This is a genomic window from Microvirga sp. BSC39 (genome assembly GCF_000739015.1).
In the GTDB taxonomy this organism is placed as follows: Bacteria; Pseudomonadota; Alphaproteobacteria; order Rhizobiales; family Beijerinckiaceae; genus Microvirga.
Genome location: NZ_JPUG01000053.1, coordinates 55,859 through 76,468, shown reverse-complemented (window position 1 = coordinate 76,468; position 20,610 = coordinate 55,859). Strand labels below are relative to the sequence as shown.

At 65.1% G+C, this 20,610-nt stretch carries 23 protein-coding genes; 16 read left to right on the top strand and 7 right to left on the bottom strand.

Annotated elements, in window-relative coordinates; all coding sequences use genetic code 11:
- Nucleotides 1-19: 19 nt before the first annotated feature.
- Nucleotides 20-322: a hypothetical protein gene (locus MA07_RS07630; protein WP_036348826.1), complete on the bottom strand. Its 303-nt coding sequence runs from the start codon at nucleotides 320-322 to the stop codon at nucleotides 20-22.
- A 470-nt stretch (nucleotides 323-792) separates the two neighbouring features.
- On the opposite strand from MA07_RS07630, the gene MA07_RS27595 reads away from it, so the two are divergent.
- Nucleotides 793-1,206 (top strand): response regulator, encoded by a 414-nt coding sequence (locus MA07_RS27595; RefSeq protein WP_052002921.1) that lies wholly within the window; start codon nucleotides 793-795, stop codon nucleotides 1,204-1,206.
- Between the two features lie 127 nt (nucleotides 1,207-1,333).
- Nucleotides 1,334-1,804: a cupin domain-containing protein gene (locus MA07_RS07620; RefSeq protein ID WP_160195401.1), complete on the top strand. Its 471-nt coding sequence runs from the start codon at nucleotides 1,334-1,336 to the stop codon at nucleotides 1,802-1,804.
- A gap of 68 nt (nucleotides 1,805-1,872) precedes the next feature.
- Here MA07_RS07620 and MA07_RS07615 read toward each other — a convergent pair whose 3' ends face one another.
- Nucleotides 1,873-2,103, bottom strand: a complete 231-nt coding sequence (locus tag MA07_RS07615; RefSeq protein ID WP_036348824.1) for a hypothetical protein — start codon at nucleotides 2,101-2,103, stop codon at nucleotides 1,873-1,875.
- A gap of 292 nt (nucleotides 2,104-2,395) precedes the next feature.
- Nucleotides 2,396-3,463 carry a citrate synthase/methylcitrate synthase gene (locus tag MA07_RS07610; RefSeq protein ID WP_036348823.1) on the bottom strand — a complete coding sequence of 356 codons (1,068 nt, stop codon included), beginning with the start codon at nucleotides 3,461-3,463 and terminating at the stop codon, nucleotides 2,396-2,398.
- Between the two features lie 75 nt (nucleotides 3,464-3,538).
- Between MA07_RS07610 and MA07_RS07605 the strand changes: the two genes are divergently transcribed.
- The 5 genes from MA07_RS07605 (at nucleotide 3,539) to MA07_RS07585 (ending at nucleotide 6,577) form a co-directional block, all read left to right on the top strand.
- The gene (locus tag MA07_RS07605; protein ID WP_036348820.1) at nucleotides 3,539-4,660 is read left to right on the top strand and encodes a citrate synthase family protein; all 1,122 of its coding nucleotides are present in this window, start codon (nucleotides 3,539-3,541) and stop codon (nucleotides 4,658-4,660) included.
- Nucleotides 4,657-5,106, top strand: a complete 450-nt coding sequence (locus MA07_RS07600; protein ID WP_036348817.1) for an NUDIX hydrolase — start codon at nucleotides 4,657-4,659, stop codon at nucleotides 5,104-5,106. The genes MA07_RS07605 and MA07_RS07600 overlap by 4 nt, the downstream gene beginning before the upstream one ends.
- Entirely contained in the window at nucleotides 5,103-5,732 is a 630-nt protein-coding gene (locus MA07_RS07595; RefSeq protein WP_244445185.1) for a TIGR02301 family protein, read from the top strand. The genes MA07_RS07600 and MA07_RS07595 overlap by 4 nt, the downstream gene beginning before the upstream one ends.
- Before the next feature lie 172 nt (nucleotides 5,733-5,904).
- Entirely contained in the window at nucleotides 5,905-6,168 is a 264-nt protein-coding gene (locus tag MA07_RS07590) for a hypothetical protein (RefSeq protein WP_036348814.1), read from the top strand.
- 16 nt (nucleotides 6,169-6,184) lie between these two features.
- On the top strand, nucleotides 6,185-6,577 hold the full coding sequence (locus MA07_RS07585; RefSeq protein ID WP_036348811.1) for a VOC family protein: 393 nt from the start codon (nucleotides 6,185-6,187) through the stop codon (nucleotides 6,575-6,577).
- A gap of 5 nt (nucleotides 6,578-6,582) precedes the next feature.
- Here MA07_RS07585 and MA07_RS07580 read toward each other — a convergent pair whose 3' ends face one another.
- Nucleotides 6,583-7,173, bottom strand: a complete 591-nt coding sequence (locus MA07_RS07580; RefSeq protein ID WP_036349102.1) for an HAD-IA family hydrolase — start codon at nucleotides 7,171-7,173, stop codon at nucleotides 6,583-6,585.
- A 51-nt stretch (nucleotides 7,174-7,224) separates the two neighbouring features.
- Nucleotides 7,225-8,559 (bottom strand): dihydroorotase, encoded by a 1,335-nt coding sequence (locus tag MA07_RS07575; protein WP_036348809.1) that lies wholly within the window; start codon nucleotides 8,557-8,559, stop codon nucleotides 7,225-7,227.
- 75 nt (nucleotides 8,560-8,634) lie between these two features.
- Here MA07_RS07575 and MA07_RS07570 point away from each other — a divergent pair, with 75 nt between their 5' ends.
- From MA07_RS07570 to MA07_RS07530, 9 genes are all read left to right on the top strand, one after another.
- Nucleotides 8,635-9,513, top strand: coding sequence for a folate-binding protein YgfZ (locus tag MA07_RS07570; RefSeq protein WP_036348806.1), 879 nt, complete (start codon nucleotides 8,635-8,637; stop codon nucleotides 9,511-9,513).
- A gap of 114 nt (nucleotides 9,514-9,627) precedes the next feature.
- Nucleotides 9,628-11,574 carry a PAS domain-containing sensor histidine kinase gene (locus MA07_RS07565; protein ID WP_036348803.1) on the top strand — a complete coding sequence of 649 codons (1,947 nt, stop codon included), beginning with the start codon at nucleotides 9,628-9,630 and terminating at the stop codon, nucleotides 11,572-11,574.
- Between the two features lie 101 nt (nucleotides 11,575-11,675).
- On the top strand, nucleotides 11,676-12,332 hold the full coding sequence (locus MA07_RS07560) for an FMN-binding negative transcriptional regulator (protein WP_036348800.1): 657 nt from the start codon (nucleotides 11,676-11,678) through the stop codon (nucleotides 12,330-12,332).
- Nucleotides 12,333-12,351: 19 nt separating this feature from the next.
- Nucleotides 12,352-12,786: an aminoglycoside 6'-N-acetyltransferase gene (gene aac(6'), locus MA07_RS07555; RefSeq protein ID WP_036349100.1), complete on the top strand. Its 435-nt coding sequence runs from the start codon at nucleotides 12,352-12,354 to the stop codon at nucleotides 12,784-12,786.
- 57 nt (nucleotides 12,787-12,843) lie between these two features.
- Nucleotides 12,844-13,452, top strand: a complete 609-nt coding sequence (locus MA07_RS07550; protein WP_036348797.1) for a DNA-3-methyladenine glycosylase I — start codon at nucleotides 12,844-12,846, stop codon at nucleotides 13,450-13,452.
- On the top strand, nucleotides 13,452-14,045 hold the full coding sequence (locus MA07_RS07545) for an HD family hydrolase (RefSeq protein ID WP_036348794.1): 594 nt from the start codon (nucleotides 13,452-13,454) through the stop codon (nucleotides 14,043-14,045). Before MA07_RS07550 ends, MA07_RS07545 begins: the two co-directional genes overlap by 1 nt.
- A 236-nt stretch (nucleotides 14,046-14,281) precedes the next feature.
- Complete coding sequence (locus MA07_RS07540; RefSeq protein WP_036348791.1) at nucleotides 14,282-14,800, top strand: protein-tyrosine-phosphatase; 519 nt, start codon at nucleotides 14,282-14,284, stop codon at nucleotides 14,798-14,800.
- 48 nt (nucleotides 14,801-14,848) lie between these two features.
- Nucleotides 14,849-17,599, top strand: coding sequence for a DUF2339 domain-containing protein (locus MA07_RS07535; protein WP_052002918.1), 2,751 nt, complete (start codon nucleotides 14,849-14,851; stop codon nucleotides 17,597-17,599).
- Nucleotides 17,600-17,633: 34 nt separating this feature from the next.
- A complete protein-coding gene (locus MA07_RS07530) occupies nucleotides 17,634-17,882 on the top strand; it encodes an exodeoxyribonuclease VII small subunit (RefSeq protein ID WP_036348789.1) in 249 nt (82 codons plus the stop codon).
- Between the two features lie 12 nt (nucleotides 17,883-17,894).
- On the opposite strand, the gene MA07_RS07525 is transcribed toward MA07_RS07530, so the two are convergent.
- Nucleotides 17,895-19,097 carry a glycosyltransferase family 61 protein gene (locus MA07_RS07525; RefSeq protein ID WP_036348786.1) on the bottom strand — a complete coding sequence of 401 codons (1,203 nt, stop codon included), beginning with the start codon at nucleotides 19,095-19,097 and terminating at the stop codon, nucleotides 17,895-17,897.
- 9 nt (nucleotides 19,098-19,106) lie between these two features.
- Nucleotides 19,107-20,360, bottom strand: a complete 1,254-nt coding sequence (locus MA07_RS07520; protein ID WP_036348783.1) for an O-antigen ligase family protein — start codon at nucleotides 20,358-20,360, stop codon at nucleotides 19,107-19,109.
- Nucleotides 20,361-20,610: the final 250 nt, after the last annotated feature.

Below are 20,610 nucleotides of genomic sequence, written 5' to 3'. Positions count from 1 at the left end.
CCATTGACCTGTGGAGCTATCAGGTCGCGTCGAGCACGGTCCATCCGCAGGTGGGCATGTCATCGCCTTTGGCACAGGCCAGTGCTCCGGAGCGGCTCTCCACCCACACGTTCGTGGCTTCTGGCAGGATCGTGCAGCGTTTCTGAGCAGTCTCCGATTTGACCTGTGCTATCCAAGCGCTGTTGTTGCTGCGCAATTCGTTCAAGCGGTTTGCCGTGTCCGCTGTCGAGCAAAGGACGTGAAGGCTACGCAGCGTAACGCGCTCGGCCTGTGCGGCTGCGGGAGTGGCTGCAAGCGCCAGGAGGAGAACAAGGCTTTTCATGGTCGGTACCTTTCCTTTGACGACCTAGGGAGCTGGGGCGTCAGGCCCTCCCCAGCTGTATCGGGCTGCTTAGTTCAGGAAACGCACAGGACGAGGTTCCCGATGCATACGCCAAAAGGGGGATGGTCCCGATATCCTCGTGATTACAGCCTCATCGGAGCAGTGATGGCGGACGAACGCGCTAGAAATAATGCTAATTATGCTTGTCTTCGTCCGGTTTACTACCTGTGGCCCGAAGTAGCTCTACCGGAAGATACCAGGAGATCCATGGAAAGTTCTATGTGGATGTGCTGTTCGGCAAGGAGAGCAAAAGATCACTTTCACACTTCCCTGTCATAGCCACCGTAGCACGTACCCCCGCGACACCACCGCAACAGCCCTTCAGGACGATCACTCAAAAAGGCCCCCTCGATTAAGCCGCTATTAATCGGATCAGGCGGAGACTCGGGCATCATCTGGAGGAAACCAGAATGGTCTCCGCTTCCCGTTCCAAGGCCACGGTCCTTGTTGTCGAAGATGATGCGCTCACCCGCGAACTCCTGACGCAACTGCTCCAGGCCGGTGGCTTCGATGTCATCGCTGCACCGGCGGCGGATCGGGCCTTGCTGATCCTGTGCCAGCTGGGCGAAGAGATCGCCTGGCTCGTGAGCAAGGTCAGCCTGCCTGGGCTCGTCTGCGGATGGATCCTTGCCGACGAGTACCACGAGCATCACCCCGCCCGGCCTGCGCTTCTGCTCTCGGATCTGGATCCGGCGGAGAAGCCGTCTGCACACGCGGTCTTCATCCCGCCGCTGGCGCCCATGAGGGTCCTCGAGGTGCTGCAGGCTCTGAAGAGCCCCGAACCCGCTCAGGTACTCCCCTTCCCGATCACAAAGGCAGCATGACCTAGCCCCGCGACACCACGCCATCTCCGAACTCACTGCCCTGCCATCGCCCGAAATTCCCCTCTCAAACCGCGAAGCTCGCGTGTTAGCTTCGATTCGGATGCCATGAGAACCACGAGGCGAGATGATGGATCAGGGTTCGGGAGACAGAGCACTCGTCCGGCGGGTTGGCGAAGGCACCAGCAATCAAACCTTCGATCTGCAGCGCACCTTCCTGGTTCGCTCCGATGAATCCAATGGGGCCTTCTCCCATTGGATTGAAACCGTTCCGGCTGGGGCCGGTCCGCCGATGCATGTGCATCACAGGGAACAGGAGATGTTCCGCGTGCTCGCCGGCCAGTTCCGCTTCTGGTGCACGGGAGAGGTTCAGGACCTGACGGACGGTGACACCGTCCTGATCCCGAAGGGGGCTCCGCACACCTTCAAGAACATTGGCCCCGGCGAGGGGCAACTGCTGATCACCCTGACCCCTGGCGAAGGGGACGGCTTCTTCATCGAGGTCGAGCGGCTCGGTCTCACTCCGTCGCGAGACATGCCTCAGATTGTGGAGATTGCAGGCCGCTACGGCGTCGAGTTCCTCGGACCGCCGCCCGCGTGAGGCACGGACCGAAAGAGGGCAGTCGACGCTGCCGAGGAGATCCAGGCGAACAGGAGCGGCTGCCCTGATCAGGCGTGGTTCGCCGGGAACGGCAGATGCGCCACCGCATAGCCGTCTTGGTCATGAACGCTCACCTGCCAGTCCGACCAATCGACCTGGGGCGGGGCTTCCTGCATGAGCTGCCGGGCGAAGCAAAGCGCCTCGGGCTCGACTTGCTTCCTGGACCGGGACCGACGGCCCTGCCTGTCCACGATCAAGGCCATTCCATCCGTCATGTGGTAGAAGTAGCGGCGTCCCATCGCGCCCCTCCTTTGCCATCACGCCCCATCCGGGAAGCAAACTCCGGGACCTGTGACAGGTTTTCGTTCCCAAAGGCCCAAAATGCGGGTTGCTCCCGCTATCCACTGTCTCCACAGGCACTCGGGCATCGTGCGAAGAAGTAGACCGGTTTTTCGCACGATGCTCTCCCTTGCGAAGGAAGCATCGGATGAACCCCAAAAGTGCAAATCCACTTTCGGGTCCGATGCTTTAGGGCGCGTACGCTCCTTCGATCAGGCGACTCGGCCCTATCGCGAGGGCAACAGGGCGATGTCACGCCGCCTGGGCGGGCCAGGCTCCCACATAGCGCGATTGCGGCCGGATGATGCGGCCGGTGCGGGTCTGCTCGATGGCGTGGGCCACCCAGCCCGCGGTGCGGCCTGCGGCGAAGAGCGGCGTGAAGCCCTCGCGCGGGACGCTTAAGGAATCGAGCAGGATGGCGGTGTAGAACTCCACGTTGGTGTCGAGCCGGCGTCCGGGCTTGCGGCGCTCCAGCACCTTGAGGGCCGTGGCCTCGACGGCCTCCGCGAAGGCGATGCGGTTGCTCTTACCCTTCAGCCGCCCGACGGCCGCCATGAGCACGTCCGCGCGCGGGTCGCGCACCTTATAGATGCGGTGGCCGAAGCCCATGAGGCGCTCACCCCGGCTCATCGCATCGTCGAGCCAGGCCTCCGCATGGTCGATGGAGCCGATCGCATCCAGCATATCGAGCACCGGCCCCGGCGCCCCGCCGTGCAATGGACCTTTGAGAGCGCACAGCCCAGCCACCACGGACGAGAGGATGCCCGCCTGCGTCGAGGCGACCACCCGGGCCGCGAAGGTCGAGGCATTGAGCCCATGGTCGATCACCGTCACGAGATAGGTGTCGAGGCCCAGCACCTCAGTGGCCTCGACGGGCGCAGCCCGCATCATGTGCAGGATGTCGGCCGCATGGCCCAGGGAGGCATCGGGCGCCACCGGTGCAAGGCCCTGCGCCCCGCGCACCGCCATGGCGGCCGCAACGCCTGCCGCGCCGACGGCGAGAGCCGGATGGTCCTCGTCCGCATCGGGCAGGCTCGCCAGCAGCAGCCGCATGCCCTCGATGGGCGTGAGACCGGCGAGTTGCGGGGAAAGCGGCGCGAGGTATCCGTAAGCCCTCTCACGGGCCTTGCCGAGAACCGCGCGTGGGTCGCCAGCGTCCGGAACGAGGCCCCTCCAGAGCATCGCCACCGCATCCTCGAAAGCCACCCGGCCAGCCAACTCCTTCAGGTCGTGCCCCGCGATGATCAAGCGACCTGCCTCGCCGTCCACATGGCTCAAGCTGGTCTCGGCGGCCACCACGTCGTCCAATCCGATCGTCATGAATGCTCTCCTTCCTTGTGGGGAGCTTCGCGCCGGCCTTGCGGACGGGTCAACCTTGAATCAACATATCAACATATGGATGCTGCATCCCTTGATCTCACCTCGGCCGAAGAGGCCGCGTCCCGCCTCGGCATCAGCCGCGCGAGCCTCTACGCTTATGTGAGCCGGGGCCTGATCCGCTCCTTCTCCTCGCCGCACGATCCGCGCCAGCGCCTTTATGCCCTCGACGACGTTGAGGCCCTGGTGGAACGCAAGGCGCGGTTCCGCCGCCCCACCGTCGCAGCCGCGACCGCCCTCGATTGGGGCCTGCCGGTGCTGGAGACGGGCATCACGCAGATCAGGGACGGGCGGCTGTTCTACCGGGGACAGGATGCGGTCGCCCTTGCGCAGGCCGCCACCCTCGAAGATATCGCGCACCTCCTGATCGGCGCCCTCGACCCCGACACCTTCAACCGCCCTTCCCCCATGCCGCCGTCCCTGCCCGCCCCTGCCTTCGGGCCGCATGCCTTCGTGGCACAGGCCATCCGCCTCCTGTCCGAGCCTTCCGGACGGGAGACCCGGGCGGCCGAGGTGGCGGCGATCCTACGCATGACGGCGGCGGCCGCGAGCGGCAGCGATCCCGGCACGGAGCCGATCCATCGGCACCTGGCCTTCGCCTGGAAGGCCCCGCCGCAAGCCGCCGAGGCGATCCGGCGCGCACTCGTTCTCTGCGCCGATCACGAGCTCAGCTCCTCGGCCTTTGCCGTTCGGGTCACGGCCTCGACCGGCGCCTCCCTGCGCCATGCAGTCGTCGCGGGCCTCGCGGCCCTGAGCGGCCCCTATCACGGGGGCATGACCGAGAGGGTTCGGGCCTTTCTGAATTCCCCCGGAACGGCACCCCACCCCGGCTTCCGCCATCGCCTCTATCCGGACGGCGATCCCCGGGCTCGTGCCCTGCTGCAGAACGTGCCCCTGCTCGCCTCCGACGCCACGACCCTGCGGGCCGTGACGACTGCCTCCGGCGGTTCGCCCAGCATCGACGTGGCACTGGTCATGATGGAGCGGGCCTATGGACTACCCGTGGGTGCTGCCTTTACGCTCTTTGCCATCGCCCGCACGGCCGGATGGCTCGCCCACGCCATCGAGCAGCGCAGCCAGGCAACCCTCATCCGACCCCGCGCCCGCTATGTTGCGGCGGAGGACAGGCACTCTCCATGACCGACGACCGCTTCTATCCCTCCCGCCCCGTTCTGGCCGCCTCCGTGGCGGTGATCCGCGACGGGCACATCCTGCTCGCCGCCCGGGGCAAGCCGCCGAGCGAAGGGCTGTTTTCGCTGCCCGGAGGAAAGGTCGAGGTGGGCGAGACGCTCGCCGAGGCGGCCTTGCGGGAACTTCGCGAGGAGGTCGGGGTTGAGGCCAAGCTTATCAGCCTGATCGCCCCGGTCGAATTCATTGAAAGGGACGAGAAAGGCCATATAAGGCATCATGTCGTCATTGCCGCCCATGCGGCCCGCTGGGCTTCGGGCGAACCCCAGACAGGTCCGGAAGCAAAGGAAATCCGTTGGGTTACGGAACGGGATATCGCCGATCTGCCGCTAACGGCAGGACTTGCCGGCATTCTGGAGCAGGCCTTCAGGATCGCGCGAGAGGATCGCGCGGCGTGAAACGCCTGGGCCTAATCCTCGCCGTTCCCGCAGCGCTGCTCGCAGCCCCCCATCCGGCTGCAGCGCAAGGCTTCTTCGACCGCTTGTTCGGACCTCCGCCGGGCCAGCAGCCGGGCGTTCCGCCGCAATACAGGCCGCAGCCCCAGTACCGCCCACAGCCGCAGCCGCTTCCTCAGCAGCAATACCGACCGCAACCTGCGCCCCAGCAGCAGCCGCAGCAGCGCAGGCCGCAGCCGCAATCGCAGCGTCCGGCACCCCAGCAGCAGCAGCAACAGCAGCCTCCGCAGCAGCAGGCGGAACCCGCGCCCGCGGTCGAGCCGCCGCCAGCCCCTTACGAGAAGGAGCTGTTGCGGCTTGCCGAAATCATGGGGTCGCTGGCCATGCTGCGTCCCCTCTGCAGCGCTCCCGATGCTTCCGAATGGAGCCGGCGCATGCAGGTTCTGCTGGAGGCCGAGGGATCGACGCCGGGACGCAAGGAGCGGCTCGCCGGCGCCTACAACAAGGGCTATCAGGCCTATGCCCTCACCTATCGGGTCTGCACGCCGTCGGCCCAGGAGGCCTCGGTGCGCTTCCTGGCGGAAGGCGAGCAGCTCGCCCGCAGCATCACCGGTCGCTACGGCGGCTGATCGGGAGGCAGGCCCCTGCATCCGGAGGTGTTGCAGCCGCGCCTCTTATCCACATTTTTCGGCCGGAGGCCTCTCGCGTTAACCTCCTTGCAAGGTGATGCTGGCGGCGGGTCGGCGCGATGTCTAAGAATGATTCAACCGAACTCGCGCCGCCCCTCAAGGGGCCTGGATCATGAACGACAACGACGTCCTTCTCGACGAATCGCCCAACCTCAGCTCCCTCAAGCAGGCGGCCCTGAGCTATGTGACCGAAGCCTTCGCCGAAGCCGAGCTCGATGGGCTTGACGGCGACTGCATGGCCCAGGCCGCTCTCTTCGCGGCCTTCACCGAGCTCGTCGCCACCTATGGCGAGGAGGCCGTTGCGGAATACGCCGCCACCCTGCCGGACAAGATCCGCAGCGGTGCGTTCTCGATGGCGATGACGCTGAAGCATTGAGATCGACGGTCGTTCGATGAGCAACCTGAAGCTTCGGGTGGCGCGGCCGACGGATAACCTTGAGGCCGTGGTGCGTTTCTACCGCGATGGTCTCGGTTTCCAGATCATCGCCTCGTTCGATGAAACCGACGGCTTCGAGGGCAGGATTCTGGGGCACCCGCAGGCCATGTGGCACCTGGAGTTCACATCCCTGCGCGGCCACAAGGCCGGTCGTGCTCCGACGGAAGATAATCTGCTCGTCTTCTACCTGCCGGATCGCAGCGAATGGGAAGCCGCAGTGCAGCGCATGCGCGACAACGGACATTCTCCGGTGCCATCCTTCAATCCATATTGGGATGACTTGGGCGTGACGTTCGAGGATCCGGATGGCTATCGTGTCGTGCTGCAGAACATGGCTTGGGTGAAATAGGTTCTTTAAACAAGGTCTTTGATGATCTCGTATATTGGCTTTTCAGCCGTCCATAGAACTGCTCTCCAGCCGGCCTCCTTAGCTGCTTCAATGTTCTCGGCAACATCATCAATCAGAAGGATTTCATCCGGCGAAAGGCTAGTTCGCAACGCTGCGGCGCGGAAAAACTCCAACTCAGGCTTTTTGGCGCCGATCTGAGCGGAATATTGGATGCTATCGAAATGTTTGGCCAAGCCGAGTTCATCCAGAAGATACTTTGCCCTTAGATGTTCCTGATTGGTTGCAAGATGAAGCTGAAACCCGGAGGAACGGAGTTGCATGAGATCACGCAACAACTTTTCATCCAAGCGCGTGTCTTTTGTGAACCAGTAGTTGATTAGCTGATCCACAGTGAGATGAGGGGCAATCATTTGCAAGGCAAGTGGCAGCCGGTCTGTCAGCATGGCGCGGCCGATTATGATATCACCCCAATGCACGGCGAAGAATTCCCAGTGCAGATCCTCAGCAGATATTCCGAGATCCGCCTCAAGGGATGTCGACCAATGCCGACCGTCTTCCGGCCTCCCATGGACGAGAACCCCGTCAACGTCCACCATGATGGCCTTGGTCACCACGTTGCCTCTCCGCACGTAAGCTGAAATCGACCCCTACGAACGAAGCGTCTCCTCGAACCGCACCACCTCGCCCTGCGACGGCGTTTCCAGCGATCCATCCCACATCACCACGTTGCCGCGCACGACCGTGCCGACGGGCCAGCCGGTTACCTTCTTGCCGTCGTAGGGCGTCCATTGCGACTTGGAGGCGATCCAGTCGTTGGTGATGGTCTCGGTGCGCTTGAGATCGACCACGGTGAAATCCGCGTCGTAGCCGACCGCGATGCGGCCCTTGCCGGCGATGCTGAACAGGCGCTTGGGGCCGGCGCTCGTCATGTCGACGAAGCGCTCGAGGGTGAGCCTGCTTGCATTCACGTGGTCGAGCATGATCGGCACGAGGGTCTGCACGCCGGTCATGCCGGAGGGCGTGTTGGGATAGGTCTTGTCCTTCTCCGCGCGGGTGTGCGGCGCGTGATCGGAGCCGAGGATGTCGGCGATGCCCTCGTCGAGCCCCTGCCAGAGCGCGGCGCGGTGCCCTTCGTCGCGCACGGGCGGGTTCATCTGGATGTAGGTGCCGAGGCGCTCGTAATCTTCCGGTCCCGCCAGCGTGAGGTGATGCGGCGTCACCTCCACCGACACGAGATCCTTGTGCTCCTTCAGGAGCGCCATCTCTTCCGCTGTGGTGATGTGGAGCACGTGGATGCGTGCGCCGGTATCGCGCGCAATGCGCACGAGGCGCTGCGTGCAGGCGAGCGCCACTTCGGCCGAGCGCCACAGGGGATGCGAGCGCGGATCGCCCTCGACGCGCAGATCCTTGCGCGAACGCAGCATCGCCTCGTCCTCGGAATGGAAGGCGGCGCGGCGGCCGGTGCGGCGCAGGATATTGGCGATGCCTTCGTCGTCCTCGACGAGCAGCGAACCGGTGGACGAGCCCATGAACACCTTGATGCCGGCTGCACCCGGCAGGCGCTCCAGTTCGGGCAGATCGTTCACGTTCTCATGAGTTCCGCCGACCCAGAAGGCGAAGTCGCAATGCATGCGGTGATGGCCGCGCCGTACCTTGTCGGCGAGCGCCTCGGGGGTCGTGGTCTGCGGGTCCGTGTTGGGCATCTCGAACACCGCCGTGACGCCGCCCATGACGGCCGCGCGGGAGCCCGATTCCAGATCTTCCTTGTGGTCGAGACCGGGCTCGCGGAAATGCACCTGCGTGTCGATGACGCCCGGCAGGATGTGCAGGCCCCGGCACTCGATCTCCCGCGCGGCAGAGGCTTGCGACAGGTCGCCGACGGCGGCGATCTTTCCGCCGCGCACGCCGATGTCGCGCTCCACGCGTCCGTCGTGATTCACGACGATACCGCCTTTGAGGATCAGGTCGAAGGTCTGGGGCATGGCAATCTCATCCCTTGAGGCCTTGGCGGAAGGGGCATATGTCACAGCTCCAGCAGGAACAAGGGAGCGGGGCACATGCCGTCAGTCCATCTGGCCGACCGGGGCGTGGTAAGGGTTTCGGGCGAGGACGCCAAGACTTTTCTGGACAACCTCATCACCTGCGACCTGGACCGGGTCTCGCCCGAGGCCGCGCGCTTCGGCGCCCTGCTGACGCCCCAGGGCAAGATCCTGTTCGACTTCCTGGTCTTTCAGGCGCCGGAGGAGATCGGCGGCGCTTATTACCTCGATGTCCTGAAGCTCTATGCACCCGACCTCGCCAAGCGCCTCGGCTTCTACAAGCTGCGCGCGAAGGTGGCAGTCGAGGACCTGTCCGATTCGCTCAGCCTTGTGGCCGGCTGGAATGCACCGCGGCCGGACGACGAGGCGGGGCTCGTCGTGGAGGATCCGCGGGTGCCGGCTCTGGGCTGGCGCGCCATCGTGGCGGTCGAGGACTCGGGCGAGTTCGCGCAGGATCCGGCGGAGGTCTATCACGCCCACCGCATCGGGCTGGGCGTACCCGAGGGCGGGCGCGACTTCCTGTTCGGGGATGCCTTCCCGCACGAGGCCCTGATGGACCAGCTCCAGGGAGTCGATTTCGACAAGGGCTGCTATGTGGGCCAGGAGGTGGTCTCCCGCATGCAGCATCGCGGCACGGCCCGTACGCGGATCGTGCCGGCCGTCTACGAGGGCGGATTCGCGGCGGATCTCGGGGTCGAGGTCATGGCCGGAGACAGGCTTCTGGGCAAGACCGGCACCGGCGCCGAGGGGCGCGGCCTCCTGATGATCCGCCTCGACCGGGCGGAGGATGCCCTCAAGAACGGGGAGACGATCCGGGCCGGCGGCATTCCGGTGCGGCTGGAACGGCCCTCCTGGATCAGGTTTGCCTTCCCGGGAGAGCAAGGCGCCGCGTCGTGAGCCGGCAAAAAAGCCAAGCTTCGAGCGGAACGAAATCATCACGAAACTGTTACTGCTAATCGACCTGAGAACGGGCTGAAGCAAGAGCCGGCCGGGGTCTGCTGGGGAATTTTGATGAACGCCATTCAAGGGACCGGCGCGACGTCCCAGGAGGGACGCTTCCAGCTTCTGGTCGATGCGGTCACCGATTACGCCATCTACATGCTCGATCCGCAGGGGATCGTGTCCAGTTGGAATGCCGGCGCCCAGCGTTTCAAGGGCTATACGCAAGCCGAAATCCTGGGCGAGCATTTCTCCCGTTTCTACACCGATGAGGATCGTGCCAACGACCTGCCGCGGCGGGTGCTGGAGACGGCAGCCCGCGAGGGCAAGTTCGAAGCCGAGGGCTGGCGCCTGCGCAAGGACGGAACCCGCTTCTGGGCTCACGTGGTCATCGACCCGATCCGCGACTCCCGCGGCACTCTGCTCGGCTTTGCCAAGATCACCCGCGACCTGACCGAGAGGAAGAGGGATCAGGAAGCCCTGAGGGAGAGCGAGGAGCGCTTTCGCCTGCTGGTCCAGGGTGTCACCGACTATGCCATCTACATGCTCGACCCGACGGGTCGCGTGACCAACTGGAATGCAGGCGCGCAGCGGATCAAGGGTTACTCGCAGGACGAGATCGTCGGCAAACACTTCTCGGAGTTCTACACCCCCGAAGACAAAGCCACGGAACTCCCCCGCCGAGCACTGGAGACGGCGGCCCGCGAGGGCAAGTTCGAGGCCGAGGGCTGGCGCCTGCGCAAGGACGGGACCCGCTTCTGGGCCAGCGTCGTCATCGATCCCATCCGCAACGAGATGGGCGAGCTCATCGGTTTCGCCAAGATCACCCGGGACATCACCGAACGCCGGGAGGCGCAGGAGGCTCTCCAGCAGGCGCAGACCGCCCTGTTCCAGTCGCAGAAGATGGAGGCCGTGGGCCAGCTCACCGGCGGCATCGCCCACGATTTCAACAATCTGCTCACGGTCATCGTCAACAGTCTCGATCTACTGGGCCGCAACGTTCAGGACGCCCGCGGGACGAAACTGATCGAGAGTGCCCTGCGCGCAGCCGATAGAGGCGCCAAGCTGACGCAGCAGCTTCTGGCCTTTTCGCGCCGTCAGCCGCTTCAGCCCGCCCTGCACAATCCGAAGACGCTGCTCGAAGGGTTCGAGGCCGTGCTGCGCCGCGCCTGCGGTGAGATGATCAGGCTGCAGGTCTCCATGCCGTCACGGGTTCGCTCCATCAATGTGGATGCGGCACAATTTGAGGCTGCGCTCCTCAATTTGGTTGTCAATGCGCGCGATGCTATGCCAGAAGGCGGAAAACTGACGGTCGCCGTCAACAACACGCTTGTGAGCGAGCGGGATGGAAACCACTCCGGGCTGAAGCCAGGCCCGTATGTGTCCGTCTCGGTGCAAGATACAGGTCATGGCATGACACCGGAAATTCTGTCTCACGTTTTCGAGCCGTTCTTCACCACCAAGGATGTGGGCAAGGGAACAGGCCTGGGACTCAGCCAGGTTTATGGTTTCGTCGCTCAGACGGGCGGTCACGTGGATGTGGAGAGCGCCCCCGGCGAGGGAACGACGATCACCATGCTGCTTCCGGCGGAGGAAGGCGAGGATGATCCGCAGGAGGAGGGCCCCCTTGCGGCGCGACCGGCCCGCGAGACCGCGGGCACGGTTTTGATCGTCGAGGACGAGCCCGCTGTTCTCGAAGTCGCCACGGATCTCTTCGACAGCCTGGGCTATGATGTGCTCACCGCAACGGATGCTCTCGAGGCGCTCGAGGTGCTTGGACGCGGCACCCATATCGACGTGCTGTTCAGCGATATCGTGATGCCGAACGGCATGAACGGGGTCGAGCTGTCCCAGAAGGCCAGGGCTCTGCGCCCCGGCATGAAGATTCTGCTCGCCTCGGGCTATCCCATGTCGGCTCTCCCCTCCGAGGGCCTGGGGGAGGGTGTCTCCTTCATCAGCAAGCCCTATCGCTGGGCGGAGCTCTCCGACAAGCTCCGGGCGCTCAGGTCACAGGCGTGAACCGCATCGATCACGTTTCGTGATGATCCGGATCGCACTTTTTGGCTGGCATGCGGAGCTGACTACAGCGTAGATTCCTGCGCCGTCAGCACAGGAACGCCATGTACCAGCCGCCCCACTTCCGCGAGGACAGCCGCGAGGTTCAGCACGCCCTCATCAGGGCCCATCCGCTCGGGCTTCTGGTGACCCTGGGCAGCGTGGGGCTCGTGGCCAATCCCATTCCCTTCGTGCTCGACGCCTCCGCGTCGCCTCAGGGCACCCTCAGGGCCCATCTCTCGCGGGCGAACGGCCAGTGGCAGGATTTCGACCCTGACCTGGAGGCCCTTGTCGTTTTCCAGGGGCCCGAGACCTATATCACCCCGTCCTGGTATGCGGCCAAGCGCGAGCACGGCAAGGTGGTGCCCACCTGGAACTACGCCATCGTGCAGGCCTATGGCCGCATGCGCGTGATCGACGATTCGGACTGGCTCCTCCGGCAGATCACCGCCATGACCGACGTGCAGGAGGCGGGACGGCCGGAGCCCTGGAATGTGGGCGATGCGCCGGCTCCCTTCGTGGCGGCGCAGCTCAAGGGGATCGTCGGCATCGAGATCGAGATCACCCGGATCGAGGGCAAGTGGAAGGTGAGCCAGAACCGGTCGGAGGCCGACCGCCAGGGCGTGGCGGAGGGGCTTCGTTTCGCCCAGGACGACGCCTCGCGGCATATGGCGGATCTGGTCGATGCGCGGGGAGCCTTGCCCGGTGGCCGACAATCTTGAACCGCGCGTCGAGCCCTGCATGCTGCAGACCCTCGAGGAATGGGTTGCCCTGAGGCATGCCCTGTGGCCCGAAGGTCCAATGGAGGATCACCGCTCCGAGGCGCAGGCCATGCTCTGGGACCAGAAGGAGGCCATCGCGTTTCTCGTGCGCCTGCCCGACGGCACCCCGGCGGGCTTTGCCGAAGCGGCCCTGCGCCACGATTACGTGAACGGCTGCGCCACCTCGCCGGTGGCATTTCTCGAAGGGATCTACGTGCAGCCGGAGCATCGCGGGCGGGGACTTGCCCGGCTGCTGTGCCGGGCGGTCGAGCGCTGGGCGCGAAGCCTCGGGTGCAGCGAGTTCGCATCCGACGTGTTCCTCGACAACACGGCTTCCCAGAGCATGCACAAGGCGCTCGGCTTCGAGGAGACGGAGCGGGTCGTGTATTACCGCAAGCCGCTCTCGCGCTCCTGACCAATTTCGTCAGGAGCGGATCTTCCCGTTTTTCGGCACTCCCGCTACACAGGTCGCATGAGCGACGGACTGATCCTGCATCCCGACAACAAATCCCGCTGCTGGTGGCCCGGCACCGATCCCTTCTATGTGGAATACCACGACACGGAATGGGGCGTGCCCGAGGTCGATGATCGGGCGCTGTTCGAAAAACTCATTCTCGACGGATTTCAGGCGGGCCTGTCCTGGATCACGATCCTGCGCAAGCGCGAGAACTTCCGCCGCGCTTTTGCCGGCTTTGACCCCGCCGTGATCGCCCGGTTCGATCAGGCCCAGGTGGAGGCGCTGATGCTCGACACCGGCATCGTGCGCAACCGCGCCAAGATCGAGGCGACCATTGCGGGCGCCCGCGCGTGGCTCGTCATTCAGGAGCGCGGCGGCTTCTCGCGCTTCCTGTGGGATTTCGTCGACGGACGGCCGTTGCAGCCGAAGCTCAAAACCCGCAAGGACGTGCCCACAGAGACCGAGGTGTCGCGCAAGATTTCGAAGGCTCTGAAGGCGGAAGGCTTCAACTTCGTCGGGCCGACCATCGTCTATGCCTTCATGCAGGCGGTGGGCATGACGAACGATCATCTCACCGGCTGCTACCGCCATGCGGAATGCGCGGCTCTGGCCAAGTCTCTCTGATGGCGAAGGAACCCCGCGTCTGGCAGCGGATGCTCTCCGGCCGCCGCCTCAACCTGCTCGACCCGTCGCCCCTCGATGTGGAGCTCGACGACATCGCCCACGGGCTTGCCCGTGTGGCGCGCTGGAACGGCCAGACGATAGGCGGACACATCTTCTCCGTTGCGCAGCATAGTCTGCTGGTGGAGGCAATCGCCGATCACCTCGATCCGGACATGTCCCGCGAGTGGCGCTTGGCGGTTCTCCTGCACGATGCCCCCGAATACGTGATCGGCGACATCATCTCCCCGTTCAAGGCGGTGATCGGCGATGCGTACAAGGCTATCGAAGCAGGCCTTTTGGCGGCCATCCACCTGCATTTCGGCCTTCCCGCCCAGCCCAGCGCGGCCCTCAAGCGCTTCATCAAGCAGGCGGACCGGCAGTCGGCCTTTCTGGAGGCGACGCACCTTGCCGGCTTCGGCCGCGAGGAGGCGATCAAGTTCTTCGGCCGGCCCGATCCCCTGCCCCGCACGGTGCTGACCCTTCTGGAGCCCTGGCCGGTGGCGCAGGCCGAGGAGCGCTATCATCAGAAGGTCACGGCGGCGCTGGTGGGGTGAAACGCAAGATCAAGTACAGCGCATCCCCTCTCCCGAGCGGGAGAGGGGCAGGGGTGAGGGCGTGCGGCTTGACCAGCCCGGCGCAGTCATCTCCACAGCAAAACGTCACCCGCAGCACCTCCTCTGGTATCGACTTTCCCTCACCCCAACCCTCTCCCACACGGGAGAGGGAGTATCGTGCTCACCGTCTCCATCCAAATCGTGTAAGGCTGCCCGCAAGCCTTGAGATGAAAACCATGCCAACCCTGCACGTCTGCCCCCTCTCCCGCCTGCACGACACCGTGGCCGAGACCCGCGCCAGCCATGTGGTGAGCCTCATGGGAGTGGGAGCCGAGGTGCCGCGCCTCACGAGCATCGAGGCCGGGCGCCATCTCTTCATCGGCGTCAGCGACATCGTGGAGCCGCTGGAAGGCCATGTGCTGGCGGGCGCGGAGCACATGGAGCAACTGCTCGCCTTCATCGGTGCCTGGGGTCGGGAGAGCCCTCTCGTCCTGCATTGCTGGGCCGGGATCAGCCGCTCGACCGCCGCCGCCTATATCGCTGCCTGCGCCCTGGCGCCGGAGCAGGACGAGGCCTCCATCGCCCTTAGCCTTCGCAAAGCCGCCCCCAGTGCCACCCCGAACGCCCGGTTCGTTGCGCTCGCCGACGATCTTCTCGACCGCCGGGGCCGGATGGTGGATGCGATCCGGTCGATCGGGCGCGGAGCCGACGCTATGGAGGGAACGCCCTTCATGTTACAGCTTAGCGGCAGCTAGCTGATTCCGCCTGGACGGTCAGCCTGTCGCGAACACTGAGGCCATCCCTTGGAGATCCCCTTCCTCGTCCTGCTGGCTCTCAGCATTCCGGTCTGCGCCATCGCGGGCCTCGTTCTCGGCCTCTCGGCCCGCAGCAAGCTGACGCTCCTGCAGGGACGCGTCGCGGCCCTGGAGAGCGAGCTGCGGCTGGCCCGGGCACAGGCGGGGCCGGCAGCCTCGTCGGCGGAGCAGCAGGCTCCAGCGTCCATTCCGGAGGCCCCGATTGAGGAGGCTCCCGCGCCGGATGTGCCCCCGGAGCCGGAAGCCGAAGCGCCCCGGCCGGCGGGATCGGTTCCGGCCATTCAGCCGCCGGTTCCGCAGCCGGCTCCTCGGGGCCGGGATTTCGAGGAGACGCTCGGCTCCCGCTGGGCCGTCTGGGTCGGCGGCGTGGCTCTCGCCCTCGGGGGCATCTTTCTCGTCCGCTACTCCATCGAGCAGAACCTGCTGAGCCCAGCCACCCGCATCGCCTTCGGCGGGCTCTTCGCCCTCGCGCTGATCGGAGCCGGCGAATGGCTGCGCCGCCGGGAGCGCAGCATCGCCGTGCCGGGCGTTCCCGACGCGAACGTGCCCAGCATCCTGACGGCGGCGGGAACCTGCGGAGCCTTTGCGGCCGCCTATGCGGCCTACGCGCTCTACGGCCTGATCGGCCCGGCCGCCGCCTTCATAACCTTAGGCCTGATCGCGGTTCTCACCATGGTCGCGTCCACCCTGCACGGCCCCGTCCTGGCCGCTCTCGGCCTGCTCGGCGCCATGGGAAGCCCGCTCCTCGTCTCGTCGGACGAGCCGCAGCCCTGGGCGCTCGTGATCTATCTCGCCTTCGTGGTGCTGCCCGCCTACGGGGTTGCGCGCCTGCGCCTGTGGCGCTGGCTTGCGCTCGCGGCCGCGACCGGCGTCCTGATCTGGACGCTCCTGATCTTCGTCCTGGACGCGCAGGATGCCCTGCCGGCCATGGTGCATCTGGTGATTCAGGGCGGCTTGGGCGCCCTTTTCCTGGTGGCTCTCCCTTACCGTGCGATCCCCGACACCGAGAGCGGGATCGACCGGGCCGCCAGCATCGTGCTCCTGGCCTTCGCGGTTGCCGCTGTTGCGGCGTCGGGCACGGTTGCGGCGGGCGACGGGCGGGCGATCTTCGTTGCCGCCATGGCGCTCGTCCTGCTGGCGACGGGCATCCGCTTCGCCCCGGCGGCTCCTGCCGCCACCTGGGCGGCCCTGACCAGTATCGGGGCCCTCCTGATCTGGCCCATCCGGGCCGATCTCGGCGGAACTCCTGAAAACCTTTTTTATCAAAGCGGCGATCTCTTCGCGGTGCGGCCGCACGCGCTCGAAATCTATCTCGGCCTCGCGCTCATTGCTCCCGCGGCCATCGCCGGCGCCGCCCTCCTCCGGCTGGTGCGCTCGCCGGACCTGCGCCTGTCCGCAGTCGCCTGGTACGCGGGAGCCGCCACAATCGGCCCGCTCCTGGCGCTTGTGGCAGCCTATTGGCGGGTTGCGGACCTGGAGCGGAGCCTCTCCTTTGCCCTGATTGCCGGCGGATTGGCCCTCGCCTTCATCGCCGCCACCCGCTGGCTCAACCGCCAGGACGGCGCGGAAGGCGCCCCGATCCGGCTGGCCCTCGGGGCGACCGCTTCGGCCGCACTGGCGGCGCTTGCCCTCGGGCTGACCTTCGCCCTCGACAAGGGCATGCTGACGGTGGCCTTCGCCCTGACGGCCTTGGGCACGGCCTGGGTTTCCGAGCGGACCGGCCTGCCCGCCCTGCGCTACGCGGTCGGCGCCATCGGGTTGATCGTTCTGGGGCGGCTGATCGCCAACCCGACCATCGTGGACGGTCACCTGGGACCGGCTCTGGTGGGCACTCCGACCATTGTGGATGGCGATCCCGGACCGATCCTGATCAACTGGCTTCTCTGGGGCTACGGCGTCCCGGCCCTGACTTTTCTCGGGGCGAGCCGGCTGCTGGAGCGATCCGGCCGCGACAGGATCGTCCAGCTGACCGAGAGCTTAGGGATCGTCTTCGCGGCCTTCCTGGTCTTCTTCGAGATCCGGCACGCCCTCCACGCCGGAGACCCTCTGGCCGGAGATTTCAGCCTCCTGGAGGCTGGCCTGCTGGCAACGGAGAGCCTCGTCTTCGCCATCCTCCTGACGCGCCTGGACCTCAGGCGCGGAGATCCGGTTTATCGCTGGGGCTCTCTGATCTTCAAAATCATGTCGCTGGCGCTCTGCGCCGGAGGCCTCCTTCTCATCGAGAACCCGCTGCTGACGGACGACGCGATCCTCGGCGGACCGGTGTTCAATGCCCTGATCCCGGCCTATCTGCTGCCCTCCCTGTTGGCCGCCGGCTTGGCCCTGGTCGAGCGGCGGGCCCGCCCCCGCTTCTACAGCCTGTCCTCGGCGATCTTGAGCCTGCTGCTCTTCTCCGCCTATGTGGGTCTGGAGATCCGGCGGCTTTTTGCCGGGCCGGAACTGGCGCTCTGGCGCGACTTCACGCAAGGGGAGCATTGGGCCTACTCGGTTGCCCTGCTGGCTACGGGCATCCTGCTTCTTGGCCTGGGGTTTGTCCGCGACAACCGCTTTGCACGGTTGGCCTCGGCGGCCTATCTCGTGCTGGCGGTGCTCAAGGTGTTCATCGTCGATCTGGCTAATCTGGAGGGCGTCATGCGCGCCCTGTCATTTATTGGCCTCGGCCTTGTTCTCATCGGCATCGGTCTCGTCTATCAGAGACTCCTCGCCCATCGACCCAGCAATGCCGCAATCCCATCGTGACATTGCCTAAGCCCAAGATTTGACGGACAGCCGCATGACCGACACCGCCTCCATCAAGACCCTCCCCTTCGAGAAGGCCCTGGCCGAACTCGAGGAGATCGTGCGGCGCCTCGAGCGCGGCGACGTGCCCCTGGAGGATTCGATTGCGATCTATGAGCGCGGCGAGGCCCTGAAGAAGCATTGCGAGCAAATGCTGAAGAAGGCCGAGGCCCGGATCGAGAAGATCACCATCGGCCCCGACGGCGCCGCCTCAGGCACGGCCCCGCTGGACGTCGATAACTAGATCTACGAGCTCTCAGGCGGCGCGGCTCCGCTCGATGGCCGCGTCGACATCCTGGAGCACGGCATCGGAATCGATGGCGAAGGCCTGCTTCTGCCCCTCGACTCCGCCGATCACCGGCTCGTAATCCGCGCCCACTTCGGCGGCCCAATGCAGGCCTGTGCTCTTGCGCCCGTTCTGCGCCATCAGCTCGATGAGCAGAGGCTGGCGCTGCGCCCAGAGGATGTTGGCAAGGCCTGCCCCATGGACCCCCATGACGATCTGGGCTTCGCCGAACCACTGCATCTGCTCGTGGTGGTTCGACCAGGATGCCTGGACGATCTGGAAACCGCGCTTGCGAAGCCCCTCCATCAGGGCAGCCTCTCCGTCCACCCGGCGCAGGCGCGTGTCGCCCCGGGTCAGATAAATGCGTGGCGCAGGGTCGGGCAGCTGTCGATCCTGGTATGCGGCCTCGAAGACCAAGCGTGCGAACCCGATCGCCTCGGGCGTGGCGAAAAGCCTCTCCACATTGCTGCAATGGGTGCGCGCATAGAGGTAGGAATCCGCCTCGATCCGCTCCCACGGCGCAAGCCTCACATGATCGATGGAAAGGCCCTTGCGGTGTAAGCCCTCGATGAAGCTTGAGACCAGCGGATTGACGGAGCGCGCCGTGGCCACGGTGAGGGTTTCTCCCGGGGCCACCGCACCCCGGTCGAGGGCATGGCACAGGGGCATCAGCACATCGGTGAGCAGATGGCCGTAATGGGAGTAAGGGGGGATCGCGGCAACGATCCCGCCCACGCGGCGCGTGTGGAAGGCAGCAGGCGCTGGAAACGCGAAGTTCCAGTTGCTGTCCGCCGTCGTGTCGAAGGAGAGCTGCCGTCCCGTGGCTGCGTCCACGGGCGTCAGGGTATGACCTGGAACCAGAATCCCTGACATGAGAGCGACCACCCGATGGCCCGAATTCGGGTCCGTGAACCGGCAGGTCGGCTTCATCACGTCGACATTGTGCTGGCCGACGAAGTTGCGCTGCCGATCATAGCGGCTCTGCATCAGACGGAACGGGTGAACGCTGTCCTCGAGGAGCCTCACCTTTCCGTCATCGGGCCAGCCGAACTCGGGAAAGAACGAGACGGCTTTCCGCAACATCGGACTGGAGCCCGTGAGCCCCTTCATCACGCGGAACGCGATGGGCTTGAGATCAAAGGTCCGGCGAAGAGCTGAATGGTGTCGGGCCATCGCGATCCGTTAAATGCGCTGGACGAAGCCCGGCACGGGAGCCGCAGACGTCGCCTTGACGTTGAATGAGGACCTATCGCGCGCCAGAACGAGCAGAATAGGGAACCACATGAAAAGGTAATGCGTGTTGAAGAACGCGAACGGATTCGGCAGGTCGGCCCCCATATAGCCGAAGGCGAAGATGAGCGACGCAAGGCCGAAGAACCTCAATGTGTCGTCATTCGCGCGGGTCAGGCATCGGGTATAGCCTGCAGCCATGAGGCCGGATGCGGCAAGGCCGCCGAGCCCGAAATACAGGGCCATTCCGAAAAGGCCATTATGGGCATGGCTCAACCACTTAAACGGGAAGCGAAACTCCGGCCCGCTGCCCAGAATGGGGTGAAGCGCGATTTGATCGCGAACCCGCTCCCAGACCTCGTTGCGGTTTGAGGGCCGGCACCAGTCAATGTTGCTGCCGCAGATGACGGCCTTGATGGCCGGTTCGAAGATGACGAGGCCCGTCACGACGAGCCAACTCGCCAGGCAAGCCGCGAGCACGATGAGCATGCCCCGCCGTTCGAGCAGCAAAGCAAGCGGCAGGGCCAGGCAGAGAGCAACGAGCGGCCCCCGACTCTGGGTCAGGACGAGACCAGCCACCAGCGGCACCGTCAGCATCAGCAGGATGAACATGGTCTTCCGGCCCCTGCTGTTCTCATCTCTCCAAAGGGCCGCCGTGGCGATCAGTGCGCTGGCGATCGCGCCGGCACCGGGAATGGGGTTGCCGCCTCGCCCGAGGGGAATCATGCGGTTCAAGAGATCCGGCGCTTTTAGAACATGGACGATGATCGACAGAAAGGCGCTTGCCGCTCCGATGCCGGCAATGATCCAGAGGATCTGCCGAGTGCTCAGGACACGAGACGTCTGCGCGGCGAAGAGAAAAAACGCGGCCAGCAATCCGATTTTGAGAAAATCGGAAAAGGGCCGCGGCATGTCCCCGAACAAGGCGCCGGCTGCCTGCCACGCCAGCAGGAATCCGAGCGACAGCCAGAGCCACAGGTTCTTCCGAAGCGTCTCCACGGCCGCTCCGCTGGCAATTGCCAGGAGCGCTCCGCCGAAAATGGGCGAAACGGACAGGCCCGGAGCCTTTCCGCCCCTGGCGAAAAAGATAGCAATCACAAAGAGGACGAATGAAGCCGCGCTCAGCACATGAAGCCGCCCATGATCGGCAAGGTGCTTACGGATCAGCGAGGCAGGGGAGGTCAGTCGGGAAGTGTCGGAGGTCATCAGAACCGGCAGACTTTGTCCCCACAAGGGCTTGGAATAGTATTTCGAGAAGGCTCGCCGTCTAGCACTTTGATGCCATGGTTTCAACTAACCGTGATCCGGCAGCAACCCGCAAACTTAAACGAGCAAAGGCTTCTCGCCTCCGGCCGCTGCCTGGGTTGGAAGGATCGCTTGTGAGCCGTCCCTGCAGATCAATGCACAAAAGAGGTTCGGCTATGACTAATTCAAGCCAAGCCTCGGCTCCATCGAC